The 12,683-nt window shown below is 63.2% G+C and carries 16 protein-coding genes; 9 read left to right on the forward strand and 7 right to left on the reverse strand.

What is annotated here, in order from left to right:
* Positions 1-112: 112 nt before the first annotated feature.
* Entirely contained in the window at positions 113-1,147 is a 1,035-nt protein-coding gene (locus WDX12_RS09610) for a 2-dehydropantoate 2-reductase (protein WP_434724718.1), read from the forward strand.
* Here the strand turns inward: WDX12_RS09610 and WDX12_RS09615 are convergent.
* The 3 genes from WDX12_RS09615 to dapD form a co-directional block, all read right to left on the reverse strand.
* Entirely contained in the window at positions 1,122-1,865 is a 744-nt protein-coding gene (locus WDX12_RS09615; RefSeq protein ID WP_434724719.1) for a hypothetical protein, read from the reverse strand. The genes WDX12_RS09610 and WDX12_RS09615 overlap by 26 nt on opposite strands.
* Positions 1,831-2,202: a DUF805 domain-containing protein gene (locus WDX12_RS09620; protein ID WP_320293905.1), complete on the reverse strand. Its 372-nt coding sequence runs from the start codon at positions 2,200-2,202 to the stop codon at positions 1,831-1,833. The genes WDX12_RS09615 and WDX12_RS09620 overlap by 35 nt, the downstream gene beginning before the upstream one ends.
* A gap of 125 nt (positions 2,203-2,327) precedes the next feature.
* The gene (gene dapD, locus WDX12_RS09625; protein WP_320293906.1) at positions 2,328-3,182 is read right to left on the reverse strand and encodes a 2,3,4,5-tetrahydropyridine-2,6-dicarboxylate N-succinyltransferase; all 855 of its coding nucleotides are present in this window, start codon (positions 3,180-3,182) and stop codon (positions 2,328-2,330) included.
* Between the two features lie 144 nt (positions 3,183-3,326).
* On the opposite strand from dapD, the gene WDX12_RS09630 reads away from it, so the two are divergent.
* On the forward strand, positions 3,327-4,172 hold the full coding sequence (locus WDX12_RS09630; protein ID WP_320293907.1) for an LOG family protein: 846 nt from the start codon (positions 3,327-3,329) through the stop codon (positions 4,170-4,172).
* 128 nt (positions 4,173-4,300) lie between these two features.
* Here WDX12_RS09630 and WDX12_RS09635 read toward each other — a convergent pair whose 3' ends face one another.
* Positions 4,301-4,945: a response regulator transcription factor gene (locus tag WDX12_RS09635; RefSeq protein ID WP_320293908.1), complete on the reverse strand. Its 645-nt coding sequence runs from the start codon at positions 4,943-4,945 to the stop codon at positions 4,301-4,303.
* A 362-nt stretch (positions 4,946-5,307) separates the two neighbouring features.
* Positions 5,308-5,910: a sensor histidine kinase gene (locus WDX12_RS09640; RefSeq protein ID WP_320294443.1), complete on the reverse strand. Its 603-nt coding sequence runs from the start codon at positions 5,908-5,910 to the stop codon at positions 5,308-5,310.
* A gap of 355 nt (positions 5,911-6,265) precedes the next feature.
* Between WDX12_RS09640 and WDX12_RS09645 the strand changes: the two genes are divergently transcribed.
* The 3 genes from WDX12_RS09645 (at position 6,266) to WDX12_RS09655 (ending at position 7,780) form a co-directional block, all read left to right on the forward strand.
* The gene (locus WDX12_RS09645) at positions 6,266-6,682 is read left to right on the forward strand and encodes a hypothetical protein (protein WP_320293909.1); all 417 of its coding nucleotides are present in this window, start codon (positions 6,266-6,268) and stop codon (positions 6,680-6,682) included.
* A 178-nt stretch (positions 6,683-6,860) separates the two neighbouring features.
* Positions 6,861-7,313, forward strand: a complete 453-nt coding sequence (locus WDX12_RS09650) for a hypothetical protein (RefSeq protein ID WP_434724720.1) — start codon at positions 6,861-6,863, stop codon at positions 7,311-7,313.
* Positions 7,313-7,780, forward strand: coding sequence for a hypothetical protein (locus WDX12_RS09655; protein WP_320293911.1), 468 nt, complete (start codon positions 7,313-7,315; stop codon positions 7,778-7,780). Before WDX12_RS09650 ends, WDX12_RS09655 begins: the two co-directional genes overlap by 1 nt.
* Before the next feature lie 430 nt (positions 7,781-8,210).
* On the opposite strand, the gene WDX12_RS09660 is transcribed toward WDX12_RS09655, so the two are convergent.
* Positions 8,211-8,918, reverse strand: coding sequence for a pyrimidine 5'-nucleotidase (locus WDX12_RS09660; RefSeq protein ID WP_320293912.1), 708 nt, complete (start codon positions 8,916-8,918; stop codon positions 8,211-8,213).
* 150 nt (positions 8,919-9,068) lie between these two features.
* On the opposite strand from WDX12_RS09660, the gene WDX12_RS09665 reads away from it, so the two are divergent.
* The 3 genes from WDX12_RS09665 (at position 9,069) to WDX12_RS09675 (ending at position 11,700) form a co-directional block, all read left to right on the forward strand.
* The gene (locus tag WDX12_RS09665) at positions 9,069-9,830 is read left to right on the forward strand and encodes a GGDEF domain-containing protein (RefSeq protein ID WP_434724721.1); all 762 of its coding nucleotides are present in this window, start codon (positions 9,069-9,071) and stop codon (positions 9,828-9,830) included.
* Positions 9,831-10,105: 275 nt separating this feature from the next.
* Positions 10,106-10,264, forward strand: coding sequence for a hypothetical protein (locus WDX12_RS09670; RefSeq protein ID WP_320293914.1), 159 nt, complete (start codon positions 10,106-10,108; stop codon positions 10,262-10,264).
* Positions 10,261-11,700 carry a GMC family oxidoreductase gene (locus WDX12_RS09675; protein ID WP_320293915.1) on the forward strand — a complete coding sequence of 480 codons (1,440 nt, stop codon included), beginning with the start codon at positions 10,261-10,263 and terminating at the stop codon, positions 11,698-11,700. Before WDX12_RS09670 ends, WDX12_RS09675 begins: the two co-directional genes overlap by 4 nt.
* Before the next feature lie 78 nt (positions 11,701-11,778).
* Here WDX12_RS09675 and WDX12_RS09680 read toward each other — a convergent pair whose 3' ends face one another.
* A complete protein-coding gene (locus WDX12_RS09680) occupies positions 11,779-11,946 on the reverse strand; it encodes a hypothetical protein (RefSeq protein WP_434724722.1) in 168 nt (55 codons plus the stop codon).
* 96 nt (positions 11,947-12,042) lie between these two features.
* Between WDX12_RS09680 and WDX12_RS09685 the strand changes: the two genes are divergently transcribed.
* Positions 12,043-12,531: a MarR family winged helix-turn-helix transcriptional regulator gene (locus tag WDX12_RS09685; RefSeq protein WP_434724723.1), complete on the forward strand. Its 489-nt coding sequence runs from the start codon at positions 12,043-12,045 to the stop codon at positions 12,529-12,531.
* The last annotated feature ends 152 nt before the right edge of the window (positions 12,532-12,683 follow it).

The following is a 12,683-nucleotide window of genomic DNA, read 5'->3' on the forward strand; positions in this document are numbered from 1 at the left end:
CCGACAATATGGTTTTCATGGCGTATAAATGCATGCCGCCCAGAGGTGTGCAGCGGTTCTGGGAGAAACGACATGCATCATGGCAAGTCGTGAGCCAAGCGAGGACGAATGCATGGGCGGTGCAACAAGCACGATCGCGATAGCTGGCGCCGGCAGCATCGGCTGCCATGTCGGCGGCTGCCTGGCGCTCGCCGGACGCAAGGTCGTCTTCCTCGGCCGTGGCCGCGTCGTCGAAGCGATGCGCGAAAACGGGCTGCGCGTCAGCGATCTTGACGGCCGCGACCGCCGCGTCGAGGCGCAGGCGATTTCGGCGACCGACGATCCGGCAACCGCGCTGCGCGACGCGGACGTCATCCTGGTGACGGTAAAGAGTGGCGCGACCGGCGAGATGGCCGGGCTGATCGCCGCCCACGGGCGCCCGGAAGCCGTGGTGGTCAGCCTGCAGAACGGCGTCGACAATGCCGACAGGCTGCGCGCCGCGCTCCCTGGACGGCGGGTGCTGACCGGCATGGTCATGTTCAACGTCGTCCAGTCGCCCGACGGCGAGACGCCGTTGCGTGCGCATCGCGCCAGCCAGGGCGAGGTGATGATCGACGACGGCGTCGATGGCCTTGTCGGTCTGCTCGACGTCGACGGGCTTGCCGTCGAAGCGCGCGCCGACATGAAGGCGGTGCAGTGGAGCAAATTGCTGATGAACCTCAACAATGCCCTGGTGGCGCTCTCCGACCTGCCGCTGGCAAGGCAACTCGCCGACCGAAGCTGGCGCGCCATCCTCGCCGCCGAGATCGACGAGGCGCTCGCCGCGATGCGGGCGGCGGGCATAGCGCCGGCGCGCATCACCGGCCTGCCGCCGTCGCTGCTGCCGAAAGTGCTGCGCCTGCCCGACTGGCTGTTCGGGATTCTGGCGCGCCGCATGCTGGCGATCGACCCTCAGGCGCGCTCGTCGATGTGGGACGACCTCAAACGCGGCCGCCCGACCGAGATCGACGAATTGCAGGGCGCGGTCATTCGCCTGGCCAAGCAAGCGGGCATCCCGACGCCGCTCAACGAACGCGTGACCGCGCTGGTGCGTCAGGCGGAAGCGGCAAAGCGCGGTCCGCCGGGGCTGACGCCGGACGAGGTCAGCGGCGGTCCTCGATCAGCGTGATCTTCTGCCAGATCTTGCGCGACAGGTTGGAGGACAGGTTTTCGATATCGTTGACGGCATTGACGACGACATCGTCATTGACCGACTGCGCGAACAGCGCCGCGATCTTGCCGGTGATCGACAGCATTTCCGAGCAATAGTCGAGATAGCGTGCCAGATCGGCCGCGTTGGTGATGCGGGCGGGCGAGTGCGAGGTCGGCTTGAAGTCGGCCGACAAGGTCGCCGGATCCTTGGTCAACTGGTGCATGTCGATGACATGGATCAGCGAGCGCAGCCCGTGCAGCTGCCGGAAAACCTGCTTGCGCTTGATCCGCTCTTCCGTGCGGATCAGCGCCAGCAGCCCGAGCACCGCCAGGATCACCGTATTGATCGTCGCCTCGATGCCCTGCATCGACTGCACGGCATCGTCGGCGCCCGAAATGCGGTCGAGCGGCAGGATGGTGCCGACGAACAGGAACATCGCCACGCCGGCGATGAAGGCCGCGACGATGACGCCGCGCAGCCACCAGATCGGCGCTTCCAGCTCCTTGGCGGCCTTGGCGAGATCTTGCGACAGCGACACCAGTTCGGCGGCGACGGCGCTGAGGCCTCTTTCCGGGAACCGCTCGGCGACACGCTCCTCCAGCCTTTGGGCGGTCTCGATGATCCGCGTCGGATCGAGCGTGCGGTAGCGCATGGCGACCTCAGCTATCGCCCGGCGCGTTGGTGCGCCTGCCATAGCGGTTCGGTCCGGGATCGCTGCGGAAACAGGCGAGGATGATGAGCAGGATCGGACCGATGATGAGCGAGATCAGCGCGAAATAGGTCGGCTTGCCGAAATCATGGAAGCGCTTTGCCGTAACCGCGAAGGTGGCCCAGGCCGAGATCAACAGCACGCCCCAGCATATCATGGCCCAGTTCTGGCTGGCGGTCGTGTTCAGCTCCACCCGCGCGAACTGGTAGAACGGGAAGAACTGGACAAGCACCAGCAAGATCCCGGCCAGCGCATAGGCGACCGGGCTCAGCCGCCCCGAAAGGCTGAAGAACAGCCAGAGGAATTGCGATCTCTCAGACAATCGCGTCCGCTCCGTTAAAGCAATGTCTCCCGAAAGTGGGAACCGGTTTCGGGACAAAGACATGCGCAAGAAAACCTAAAGCGCAGGGAGCGAATCTGAAAGATCGCGACGCGCTTTAGGCAGGATCAATCGCGCAGTAGTTCGTTGATCGAGGTCTTCGAACGCGTCTTGGCGTCCACGCGCTTGACGATGACGGCGCAGTAGAGGCTCGGGCCCGGCTCGCCATTGGGCAGCGGCTTGCCCGGCAGCGATCCGGCGACAACCACCGAGTTCGGCGGCACTTCGCCGTAAAACACCTCGCCGGTGGCGCGGTCGACGATCTTGGTTGACTGGCCGATGAACACGCCCATGCCAAGCACCGAGCCCTCGCGCACGATGCAGCCTTCGACCACTTCGGAGCGCGCGCCGATGAAGCAATTGTCCTCGATGATGGTCGGGCCGGCCTGCATCGGCTCCAGCACGCCGCCGATGCCGACGCCGCCGGAAAGATGCACGTTCTTGCCGATCTGGGCGCAGGAGCCGACCGAGGCCCAGGTGTCGACCATGGTGCCCGAATCGACATAGGCCCCGACATTGACGAAGGACGGCATCAGCACGGCGCCCGGCGCGACATAGGCCGAGCGGCGCACGATCGAGGACGGCACGGCGCGGAAGCCGGCCTTCTCGAAGTCGACGGCGCTCCAGCCGTCGAATTTGGACGGCACCTTGTCCCACCACACGGCCTGACCCGGACCGCCCTTGATGATCTCCATCGGATTCAGCCGGAAGGAGAGCAGCACCGCCTTCTTCAGCCACTGGTTGACGTGCCACTTGCCGTCGTCCTGCTTTTCGGCGACGCGGGCGATGCCGCGATCGAGCAGGTCGAGCGCCGCCTGGATGGCCTCGCGCGTCTCGCCGCGCGTCGCTGCCGAAATCGTGTCGCGCTCCTCGAAAGCCTTTTCGATGGTCTTTTCGAGGCTCGCCAGATCAGGCTTCGACATGATTTCGCTCCATTACCAAGCTGTTAAGGGGCTGCGCCTTAACCTGTTTAAAAGTCGCGCGGACCCTATGTTAAGGCTGAATGAGGGTCAATCGCGCCAGCGTCACGGGACGGCGCAAGTAAGGGAATTGGACGGGTGGATTCGATGACTCCCATGGAAAAGGCGGGATGGACGCCGCTGCCGCATTCGGACGAGGACCTGGAACGCTCGAAAAGCGTGCCGGATACCCCGCAGACACGAGCCGAAACCTACCGGCTGGCCTGGAACGATCCAGACTTCATGACCAGGCGCGAATTGCGCGCCGTGCGGCTGCAGCTCGAGCTGCTCAAGCCGGAAATGATCCTGGCCGAACGCGGCATCCGCTCGACCGTCATCCTCTTCGGCGGCGCCCGCCTGCCCGAACCGGGCGGCGAGGCCTGGGCGGCGAAGAACGAGACGCAGAGGAAGAACCTCGAGGCGAACAGCAAATATTACGAGGAGGCGCGCAAATTCGCCCGCCTGTGCTCGCAGCAGTCGGCGACGTCCTATTATCGTGAGTATGTCGTCGTCACCGGCGGCGGGCCCGGCGTCATGGAGGCGGGCAACCGCGGCGCCGACGACGTCGGTGCGCCGTCGATCGGCTTGAACATCGTTTTGCCGCACGAGCAGGCGCCCAACGCCTATGTCACGCCGGAGCTCTGCTTCAACTTCCACTACTTCGCCATCCGCAAGATGCATTTCGTCATGCGCGCCAAGGCGGTAGCGGTGTTTCCGGGCGGCTTCGGCACGATGGACGAATTTTTCGAGACGCTGACGCTCATCCAGACGGGACGCATGGAGCGCGTCCCGGTCATCCTGTTCGGCAAGGCGTTCTGGCAAAGGGCGATCGATCTCGACTTCCTCGCCGAGCAGGGCACGATCTCGCCCGGCGATCAGGACATCATCGATTTCGTCGACACGGCCGACGAAGCGTGGGACATCATCCGCCGCTTCTACAAGTTGGGGGAGTAGGAACTGATGAATTGAAGAATTGGAGAATTGGGGAAAAAGGACGTCCAGATCGTTCGCCTGTTCTCCAGCTCTTCAATTCCTCAGTTCTCCAATTCCTCTAGCCCGGAACGGCATCCGGCTCGGTCTGCTCATACGGGCAACTCGGCCAGCCAGCCATTCGAATGCGCGAAGCGCACGATGGCCGCCCGTGAGTGCAGCGCGAGCTTCTCGGTTGCCCTGGTGCGATAGGTCTCGATCGTCTTTATGCTGAGGTTGAGCCGGGACGAGATCTCCTTGTTGCTGTAGCCCTGCGCCACCAGTTGGATGACCGACCGTTCCCGTTCGCTGAGATTGCCGGGATCGCCCTGCGTGGCGCTGCGTGGACTCAATATGCGCGCCGCAAGCGCCGGATCGACATAGTTGTCGCCTGCCAATACGCACCGGATGGCCTGCAGCAGGTCCGTCGCCGTCGACCGCTTGACCACGAAGCCGCGTCCGCCGGCCGCAAGCACCTGGCGCAGGCAGCCCGGGTCCTCATGCGCCGTGAGCGCTATGCAGCTGACCTCGGGAAAGCGTTCGCCGAGCCGTGCGATCAGCGTCACCCCGTTGACGCCCGGAAGCGATATGTCGACCACCGCGACATCGGGCAGCGCCTTGCCGATCCCTTCAAGGGCATCCTCGGCGTTTCCGGCCAGTCCGACGATCGTCAGATCGTCCTGGCTGTTGATCATCGCGCCGACCCCCGACAGGATGATCGGATGGTCGTCGACCACGAATATGCGCCTGGAGCACACCTTAACCTCCATCAGTCTGCCAAAGGCCCTGTCACGCGGAAAGGGTCCTCTTTGTCCTTGATGGTCTAGGCAACTGCCCCGCCTGGCGCGGGACGCCCGTCTGTCTCAGGCCCTAAACGGCCGCAACGGGTAAGCCATCCCCCGCCTAATCCCATGAGGCCGAATTGTAAGTCGTGACTAATGTCCGGGATGTGCAGCGCTTCACGTAGACGAATTTTAAGAAAGGTGCGTCGCGGTTCTGCCATCCGGAACTGTGCAAAAACAGACACTTGGCAAAACGCGATGAACAGGCCCGAAGCCGAAGCGACCATTTCCCCACCCCTTCAGACTTTCGTTGGAAGGCGCAGCCTCCCACCCACTTTTCAGTGTGCCAACGGCACATCCGCATAAATGGTAGTTCCTTTCATCCTGGCGGTTTCGACCGTCAACTCACCGCCGACCAGCGCAAGCCGCTCCCGCATTCCGGCAAGTCCCAGGTGACCCGGGCCTGGTTCGGCGCGGCCGTCAAAGCCGCGGCCATCATCCTCGATCGTCAGGCGCATCCGGTCGGCCTGGATATGCGCCGTCACGCTTACCCGGCTTGGCTGGGCATGCTTGCCGATATTGGTAAGCGCCTCCTGCGCGACACGATAAAGCGTGAGCGCGGTCTCTGCGGGCAGTGGGTTCGAAAGGGCTTCGAGGTCCATCTCGCATGCAATGCCGAGCTGGCCGCAAAGCATTGTCGCCAGATCCTCGACCGAAGCGCGCAGGCCGGTGCGATCGAGGTCCGCGGGCCTCAGGTTCCAGGCCGCGTCATGCACCTTGGCGCTCAGCCGATCGATAAGCATCGCGGCACGCGCGAGACGCCCGTCCATCCCTTGCGTGCCGGCACGGACGTTGTGCAACTCCAGCGCGACACTGGCCAGCATCTGGCCGAGGTCGTCATGCAACTCCCGCGACAGCCGCAGGCGCTGCTCTTCCTGCACGGCGACCAAGCGCCGCGCAAGGCTACGGCGCAGGGCCCTATTGTCCTTGCTTGTAGTCATACCCGCCCACATCAACCTTTCTCTTCCCATTGCCGTCGCGGGGGTCGCAAGCCACCTGCGGGTCGGCGAGAAAAGGCATGAATGTCCGCGCAATATACACCCGCCAGATGCCTTTATGCCTGTCAGTTTTTTCCTGATTACTTCAAATTTTCCTGACATGGCGATCAGCAGAAAAACCGACAACCTCCGCTGAACATCCCGAATGTCTCGCCGCTATTTCTGCGTGCATCCTTAGAGCGTCCTCCCGGTCATCTTGAACTGGCCGGGAAGCTCAACACAAACCAAGGAGAACGTCATGAGAAAGATCATCCTGGCCGCGGCCGTCCTGTCGGCTCTGACTGGATCGGCATCCGCAACGTCGGTCGGTAGCGGCAATGGCAACGGCAATGGCAACGTCGGCGTCGGCAACGGCAATGGCAACGGCAACGCCAATACCGGCGCCTTCAACGGCAACTTCAACGGCAACGGCAATTTCGGCATCGGCAACGGTAACGGAAACGGCAACGGCAACTGGGGCGCCTTCAACGGCAACTACAACGGCAACCTGAATGCCGGCATCGCCAACGGCAATGGCAACGGCAACGGCAACTTCGGGTTCGGCAACGGCAACGTGAACGGCAACGGGAACCTCGGCCTCGGCAACGGCAATGCCAACGGCAACGGCAACTGGGGAGCCGGTAACGGCAACGGAAACGGCAACGCCAACCGCTAGCGCCGGTCCAACCGACAGCGTCGCCAAGCCGACGCTGACGTCTCTGGGATCGCCGAGCCACGCGCCCGTCCCCCGCGCAAGGCTATCGCGACATGTCGCCGGCGGTCCCAGTCCTTTTCGAAACAGGGGTCAATTTCAAAAGCCCAATTTCAAGCTTAGCCATGGAAGGAGCTCGCAGATGAAACGCTACGTCATATCGGCGCTATGCCTGGGGTTGTTGAGTGCAACCGCGGCGAAGGCCGACACCACGACGGGCAGCCAGGCCTTCGGCATGTCGGCCGTTCAGGGGGCGGTCGGCAAATACGGCAAAGCCATCGGCTCGGACGTCAGGGGCATGAACCCGCTCGGCAACTTCGGCGGCAATCTCGGCTACAAGAACAGCGGCACCGGCAATGTCGGCGCCTTCAACAGCGGCACCGGCAATGTCGGCGCCTTCAACGGCAACTCCAACACCTCGCCGACAAGCGGCAACGGCAACATTGGCGCCTTCAACGGCAACTCCAACACCGGCCAATACAACGGCAACAGCAACATCGGTGCCGGCAACGGCAACTTCAACGGCGGCAACTTCAACGGCAACGGCAATGTCGGCGCCTTCAACGGCAACTCCAACGGCCGGGGGAACCGCTGATGACCAGCGTGAGATCAGCCGCGTCCGTTCGGCTTCGCCGGTGCAGCGTGGCGGCGAGGCTGCTTGATGGAAACGGCCTCGCGCTCGGCACGCTGCTTGCCGCGATCCTTGTTGCCGACGCCTCGACCCTGGTCAGAATTGCCGACCTTCCGATCGGCGCCGGCGTGACCAACGGGCTCGGCAATACCGGAAATTTCAACGGCAACGGAAATTCCGGCAACTTCAACGGCAACGGCAACAGCGGCAACTTCAACGGCAACGGTAACGCCGGAAGTTTCAGCGGCAACTTCAATGGCGGCAGCTTCAACGGCAACGCCAATTGCGGCAATGGCCACGGCAACGGCTACTCGTCCGACGGCAATGGCAACGGCAGCGGAGCCGGAGGCACGCCGGCCTGGTGCCGGTATCTGAAGGAGCTAAATGGCCGATTGGGGCTGCCGCCCGGCACGATTCCGGATTTCGACTAGATCCTCAACGCAGAAGTTTTGACCGGTTGGCTGGGGTGCGTTGGCAGATCCCAGGCCTTGGCGATTGGCCGAGACGTTTATCGCGGTCGTCATCCACGGGCGGAGCAAGGAGCGAAGCGACGCGCGTAGACCCGAGGATCCATGCCGTGACTTGGAAGCGCCGCGGCGGTCCAGAATTCTGCACCGTTGCACACTTCGGTTTCGGTAACGGCGTGGATTCCAGGGTCTGCGCGCGTCGCTTCGCTCCTTGCTCCGCCCTGGAATGACGAGGTTCAGGAGCCTCCAGCTCGTCACCAGCGTTTGCGCTGGCTAGCCTTGCCCGACAAGCCCGCAATCTTTCAAAATCACTGGGGCAGAGGAACTAGATTCCGTCGTCCGCGCTAACAGTGCCCGTTGCGCGCGGACGGCGTACCGACAATCCAGGGTTGGTTCAGGCCATGACGTCGACGATCGCGGTCAGGAAGCCGGCGAGGTCGTCGGTGACGAAATCGACATCGTCCTCGTTTGCGGGGTCGCGTTCCCAGATCTCCGAAAAGGTCGGCTCGAAATTGCGCGGCACCACCAGCACGGTCGTCATGCCGAGCGTTTTCGGCACGGCCAGATTGCGCGCCAGATCCTCGAACATCACAGCATTGTGGCCGGTCACCGAGTGCAATTCGGCAAAACGCTCATAGGTCTGGCGCTCCGGCTTGGGATTCAGCCCCGCCGCGACGATGTCGAATATGTCGTCGAAATGCTCCAGTATGCCGAGCTGGCGCGCGGTGCGTTCGGCATGCCTGCGGTCGCCATTGGTGAAGATGAATTTGCGCCCGGGAAGCTGGCGGATCGCCGCGCCAAGCACAGGGTCCGGCACCAGCCGCGAATAGTCGATGTCATGCACCTTCTCGAGGAAATCGTCGGGGTCGATGCCGTGCCGCTTCATAAGCCCGTTCAGGGTCGTGCCGTACTCCAGGTAGAGTTCCTTCTGCAGCTTGCGTGCGTCGTCGCGCGAAAGCGTCAGCAGCTCGCCGACATAGGCGGTCATCTTCACGTCGATCTGCGCGAACAGGTTCGAGTGATGCGGATAGAGCGTGTTGTCGAGGTCGAACACCCAGTCAGTAACATGGGCGAAGCGGGCGGGATCGGGTGTCGTTGTCATGGTTTTCTTATGGCATGCCGACGCTGAGTTTATCCACAACTTATGCGCGTCACGAATTGTGAAAATGGCGGGTCACTTCAAATTTTATAAGTCCCGGAAAGGTCGCCTTTAACGCTTGCTGGCACAGAGGTTTTCCGTTGGGAGCAAGTGATGAGTCGCATATTTCTGAAGGCCGCTGCCGTGGCGTTCGCTTCGGTCGCCGTCTCGCTGTTGTTGACGCTGATTGTGGTTCCGGCAATGGGCTTTCCGATGAGCCGCACTGTCTGGCTGGCGTCGACGGTTTGCCCGCTCGTGCTCGCCTGGGCTGCCAGCGCCAGCAGCTTCTGGCAGAGCGACCGGTTGCAGAATGCCCATCGCGAGCTTGCCCGGGCCCACGCGCAGCTCGCGGCGGCGCACAGGCGCCTGTCGGACAAGGCAAGCCGCGACGACATGACCGGCATGCTCAACCGCGAAACCTTCTTCGCCGCGCTCGACGGGTCGCGGCGCAAGAGCGATCGCGGCGCGCTGCTCATCATCGACGCCGATCATTTCAAGCGGATCAATGACAGCTACGGTCATCTGACGGGAGACGAAGCGCTGCTTCTGATCGCCGGCGCCATCGAACGCGGCATTCGCAGTGGTGACGTGCTCGGCCGCATCGGCGGCGAGGAATTCGCGGCCTTCCTGGTCGGTGCCAGCGAAGTGGAAGCCAAGCATATCGCCGAGCGCATCCGCCGCGAGGTCGAGCTGATCCGTTTCCGCCCCATCGACGAGCGGACCGTGCCGCTTACGGTCTCGATCGGCGGCATAAGCTGCGGCGAGAGCGCGACCGTTTCCGATCTGATGCGCGCCGCCGACCGCAGGCTTTACGAGGCGAAGAACCGCGGCCGCAATCTTTCGATCCTCGACCGCGAACTCCCCGAGGCGGCATGAAGCCTGCCGCGGGCGTCATGCATGTCGCCCAAAGTGCGCAGCGGTTTGGGACAACGACACGCATCAAAACAAAGACTCGAAAAGCGCGGCGCCTGAATCGGGTTCAGCGCGACGCGCTTTAGGAAAGCCCTAACCATGTCCATATTCAACCGCGCTAAACTTCCGGGTGTAACGCCGTTTTCACCTAGGTTTGGCACGGAATTGGCCTCCTCGGCGCCACGTGTGCCGTTCAGGAACGGCATGCGTGGATCGAGGCCCCTATCGAGAGACGTGTCATGAGCAGGATCATAAGAAAGATGTCGCGCCGCGCGATCGTGCAGTCGCTGCTCGCGCTGCCCGCGCTGTCGCTGTTCCGCAGCCAGCAGCCCGTGGCCGACCCCGATGAAATCGTCGAGATCAATGGCTGGATCCTGCGGCGGAGCGATCTCGCATGATCTTCGACAGCTATGAGGCCTACAAGCAGGCTGGCTTCAAGCCCAAGGCATGCATCCTCGGCTCCGGCCCGGCCGGCACGACGATCGCCAGGAAGCTCGGCGCGGCCGGCATCCCGGTCGTCGTCCTGGAGGCGGGTTCGCGCGAATTCAGCGACGAGTCGCAGGATTTCTATCGCGGCAAGACGGTCGGTGATTTCTATTTCGACCTCGACATCACCAGGCTGCGCTTCATGGGCGGCTCGTCCAACCACTGGGCCGGTTGGTGCCGCGTGCTCGACAAGCAGGATTTCGAGCCCAAGGCCTGGGCGCCGGACACCGGCTGGCCGATCAGCCGCGCCGACATCGAGCCCTATCTGCCGGAAGTCCACGATATCCTCGAGCTTCCCGACTTCCGCCCCGATGTGCCGGTTTCGGACGACATCCGCTGGGTGCAGTTGATCAAGAGCCCGGCGGTGCGCTTCGGCGAGAAGTTCGCCGACGAGCTCGACCAGAGCAAGAACATCGCCGTGGTGCTCAACACCTACGCGACCGAGCTTGCCGGCGACGGCAAGCGCGTCACCGGCGCGAAGCTCTGGTCGAACGGGCAGGACGCCGGTACCTTCAGCGCGGACTATTTCGTCACCTGCACCGGCGGGCTGGAAAACTCGCGGCTGCTTTTGTGGTCGAATGAGCGCTCGAATGGTGGCGTGGTGCCGAACGCAGCGGCGCTCGGTCGCTACTGGATGGAGCATCCGACCTTCGAGGGCGGCAACGCCATCCTCGCCAACTACTCGGAGTTCGAGGTCGACGGCTCGAACGAAGCCTTTTTCTCGCCGACGCTTGCAGCGATGGAGCGGCTGCAGATCATGAATTTCGGCGTCCGCCTGATCGAGAGCCCTTATCCCAATGTGAAGAAGCTGATCGCGGATCTCGCCTGCACCGCGCCCAACATGGCGGAGTGGATGTCGTCCCAGCTCGACCAGAAGCTGCGCTGCGCCGCCCAGCTCTACGTCGCCTGGGAACAGGCGCCGCTTGCCTCGAACCAGATCGAGCTGTCGAAGGCCGATGTCGACCACGCCGGCGTGCCGCGCATCGAATTGCACTGGAAGAAGTCGCCGCTCGAACGCCGCACGCTGCTCGAGGGCCTCAGGCTGTTCGGCACGACCATGGCGCAGAAGAATCTCGGCCGTGTCCGCATCGACGACTGGATCAGCAATGGCGGCGACTATCCGACCAATGAGGAGACGGCCGGTCACCACCATATGGGCGGCACCCGCATGGGCGCCGATGTCTTGAAGAGCGTCGTCGATGCCAACTGCAAGGTGCACGGCATGGACAACCTCTATGTCGGCGGCTCCTCGGTGTTCTGCACCTCCGGCCAGTGCAACCCGACGACGACCATCACCGCGCTCGCCTGCCGCCTGGGCGAGCATCTCGGCAAGGTGATCGCCGTCTGATCTCCGAACGCCAGCGGCACCGGCGCCTGGAGTGGCAACCGGCCCTGTCTTAGCGCTCTTGGGGGATTGCGACCTCGCTCAAAGGCCGTAGACGGCGATGCGCACCAGCACGGCCGCGGCGGCCAGCGCCACCAGTAGGATGCCGAGGCCGATGGGCGAACCCCAGCCATACCATTCCATCGCCAGCTTGGCGTATTTGTACTCCTCCTCATTGGAGAGCGGGGTGCGTTGCTTGATCATGCTCATTTTATCACTCCTTGCCGGCGACCTGGCCCTTGCTTTGCAAAGAGCGTCGTCGCATATTTATACGATGGCCTGAATGTTAGGCAAATTAATAATTAGATGATCGAAACAAATCCGTCAAGCACGAAACGCGATGAAATGACCCGGGACCTCGGCCTCGCCGTCATGCGCTGGCAGGACGCTACGCAAGCCTATGACGAGGCGGTGGGGGCGCGGCTGGGCCTGATCGCGGCCGAGCGGCATTGCCTGGGCCTGCTCCATGCCGGACCGCAATCGGCGGGCGCCGTGGCGGCTGCGACGGGGTTGACGCCGGCGGCGGTGACGGCGCTGATCGACCGGCTGGAGGCGCGCGGCTACGTCACCCGGACGCGCAGCCTCGAGGACAGGCGCAAGGTGGTGATCGAGGCGACCGAGCGGACCAGGGAGCTGTCGGAGCGCTACTACGGCACGATCGCGCGCGAGGGCGAGAAGGTGGTGGCGAGCTTCAGCGATGCGGAGCTCGCAACCGTGCTGCGCTTCATCAACGCCGCGCTCGAGCTGCAGAGCGAGCAGCTGGCCAGAATCAAGGCCGAGCCCGGCAAAACGTAAACATCCAAAGAAGCAAAGCGGCTCAGCCGCCTGTCGGCAGCTGGACCGCCCTAGAGTATGATCCCGAAAAGTGGGAACCGGTTTTCGGAAAAGATCATACTCCAACAAAAAGTCAGATCAGGATGACGGTTCAACGAAACGTCATCCTGATC

Origin of the sequence: Mesorhizobium sp. RIZ17 (assembly GCF_051127865.1) — a bacterium.
GTDB classification, from domain to species: Bacteria; Pseudomonadota; Alphaproteobacteria; order Rhizobiales; family Rhizobiaceae; genus Mesorhizobium; species Mesorhizobium humile.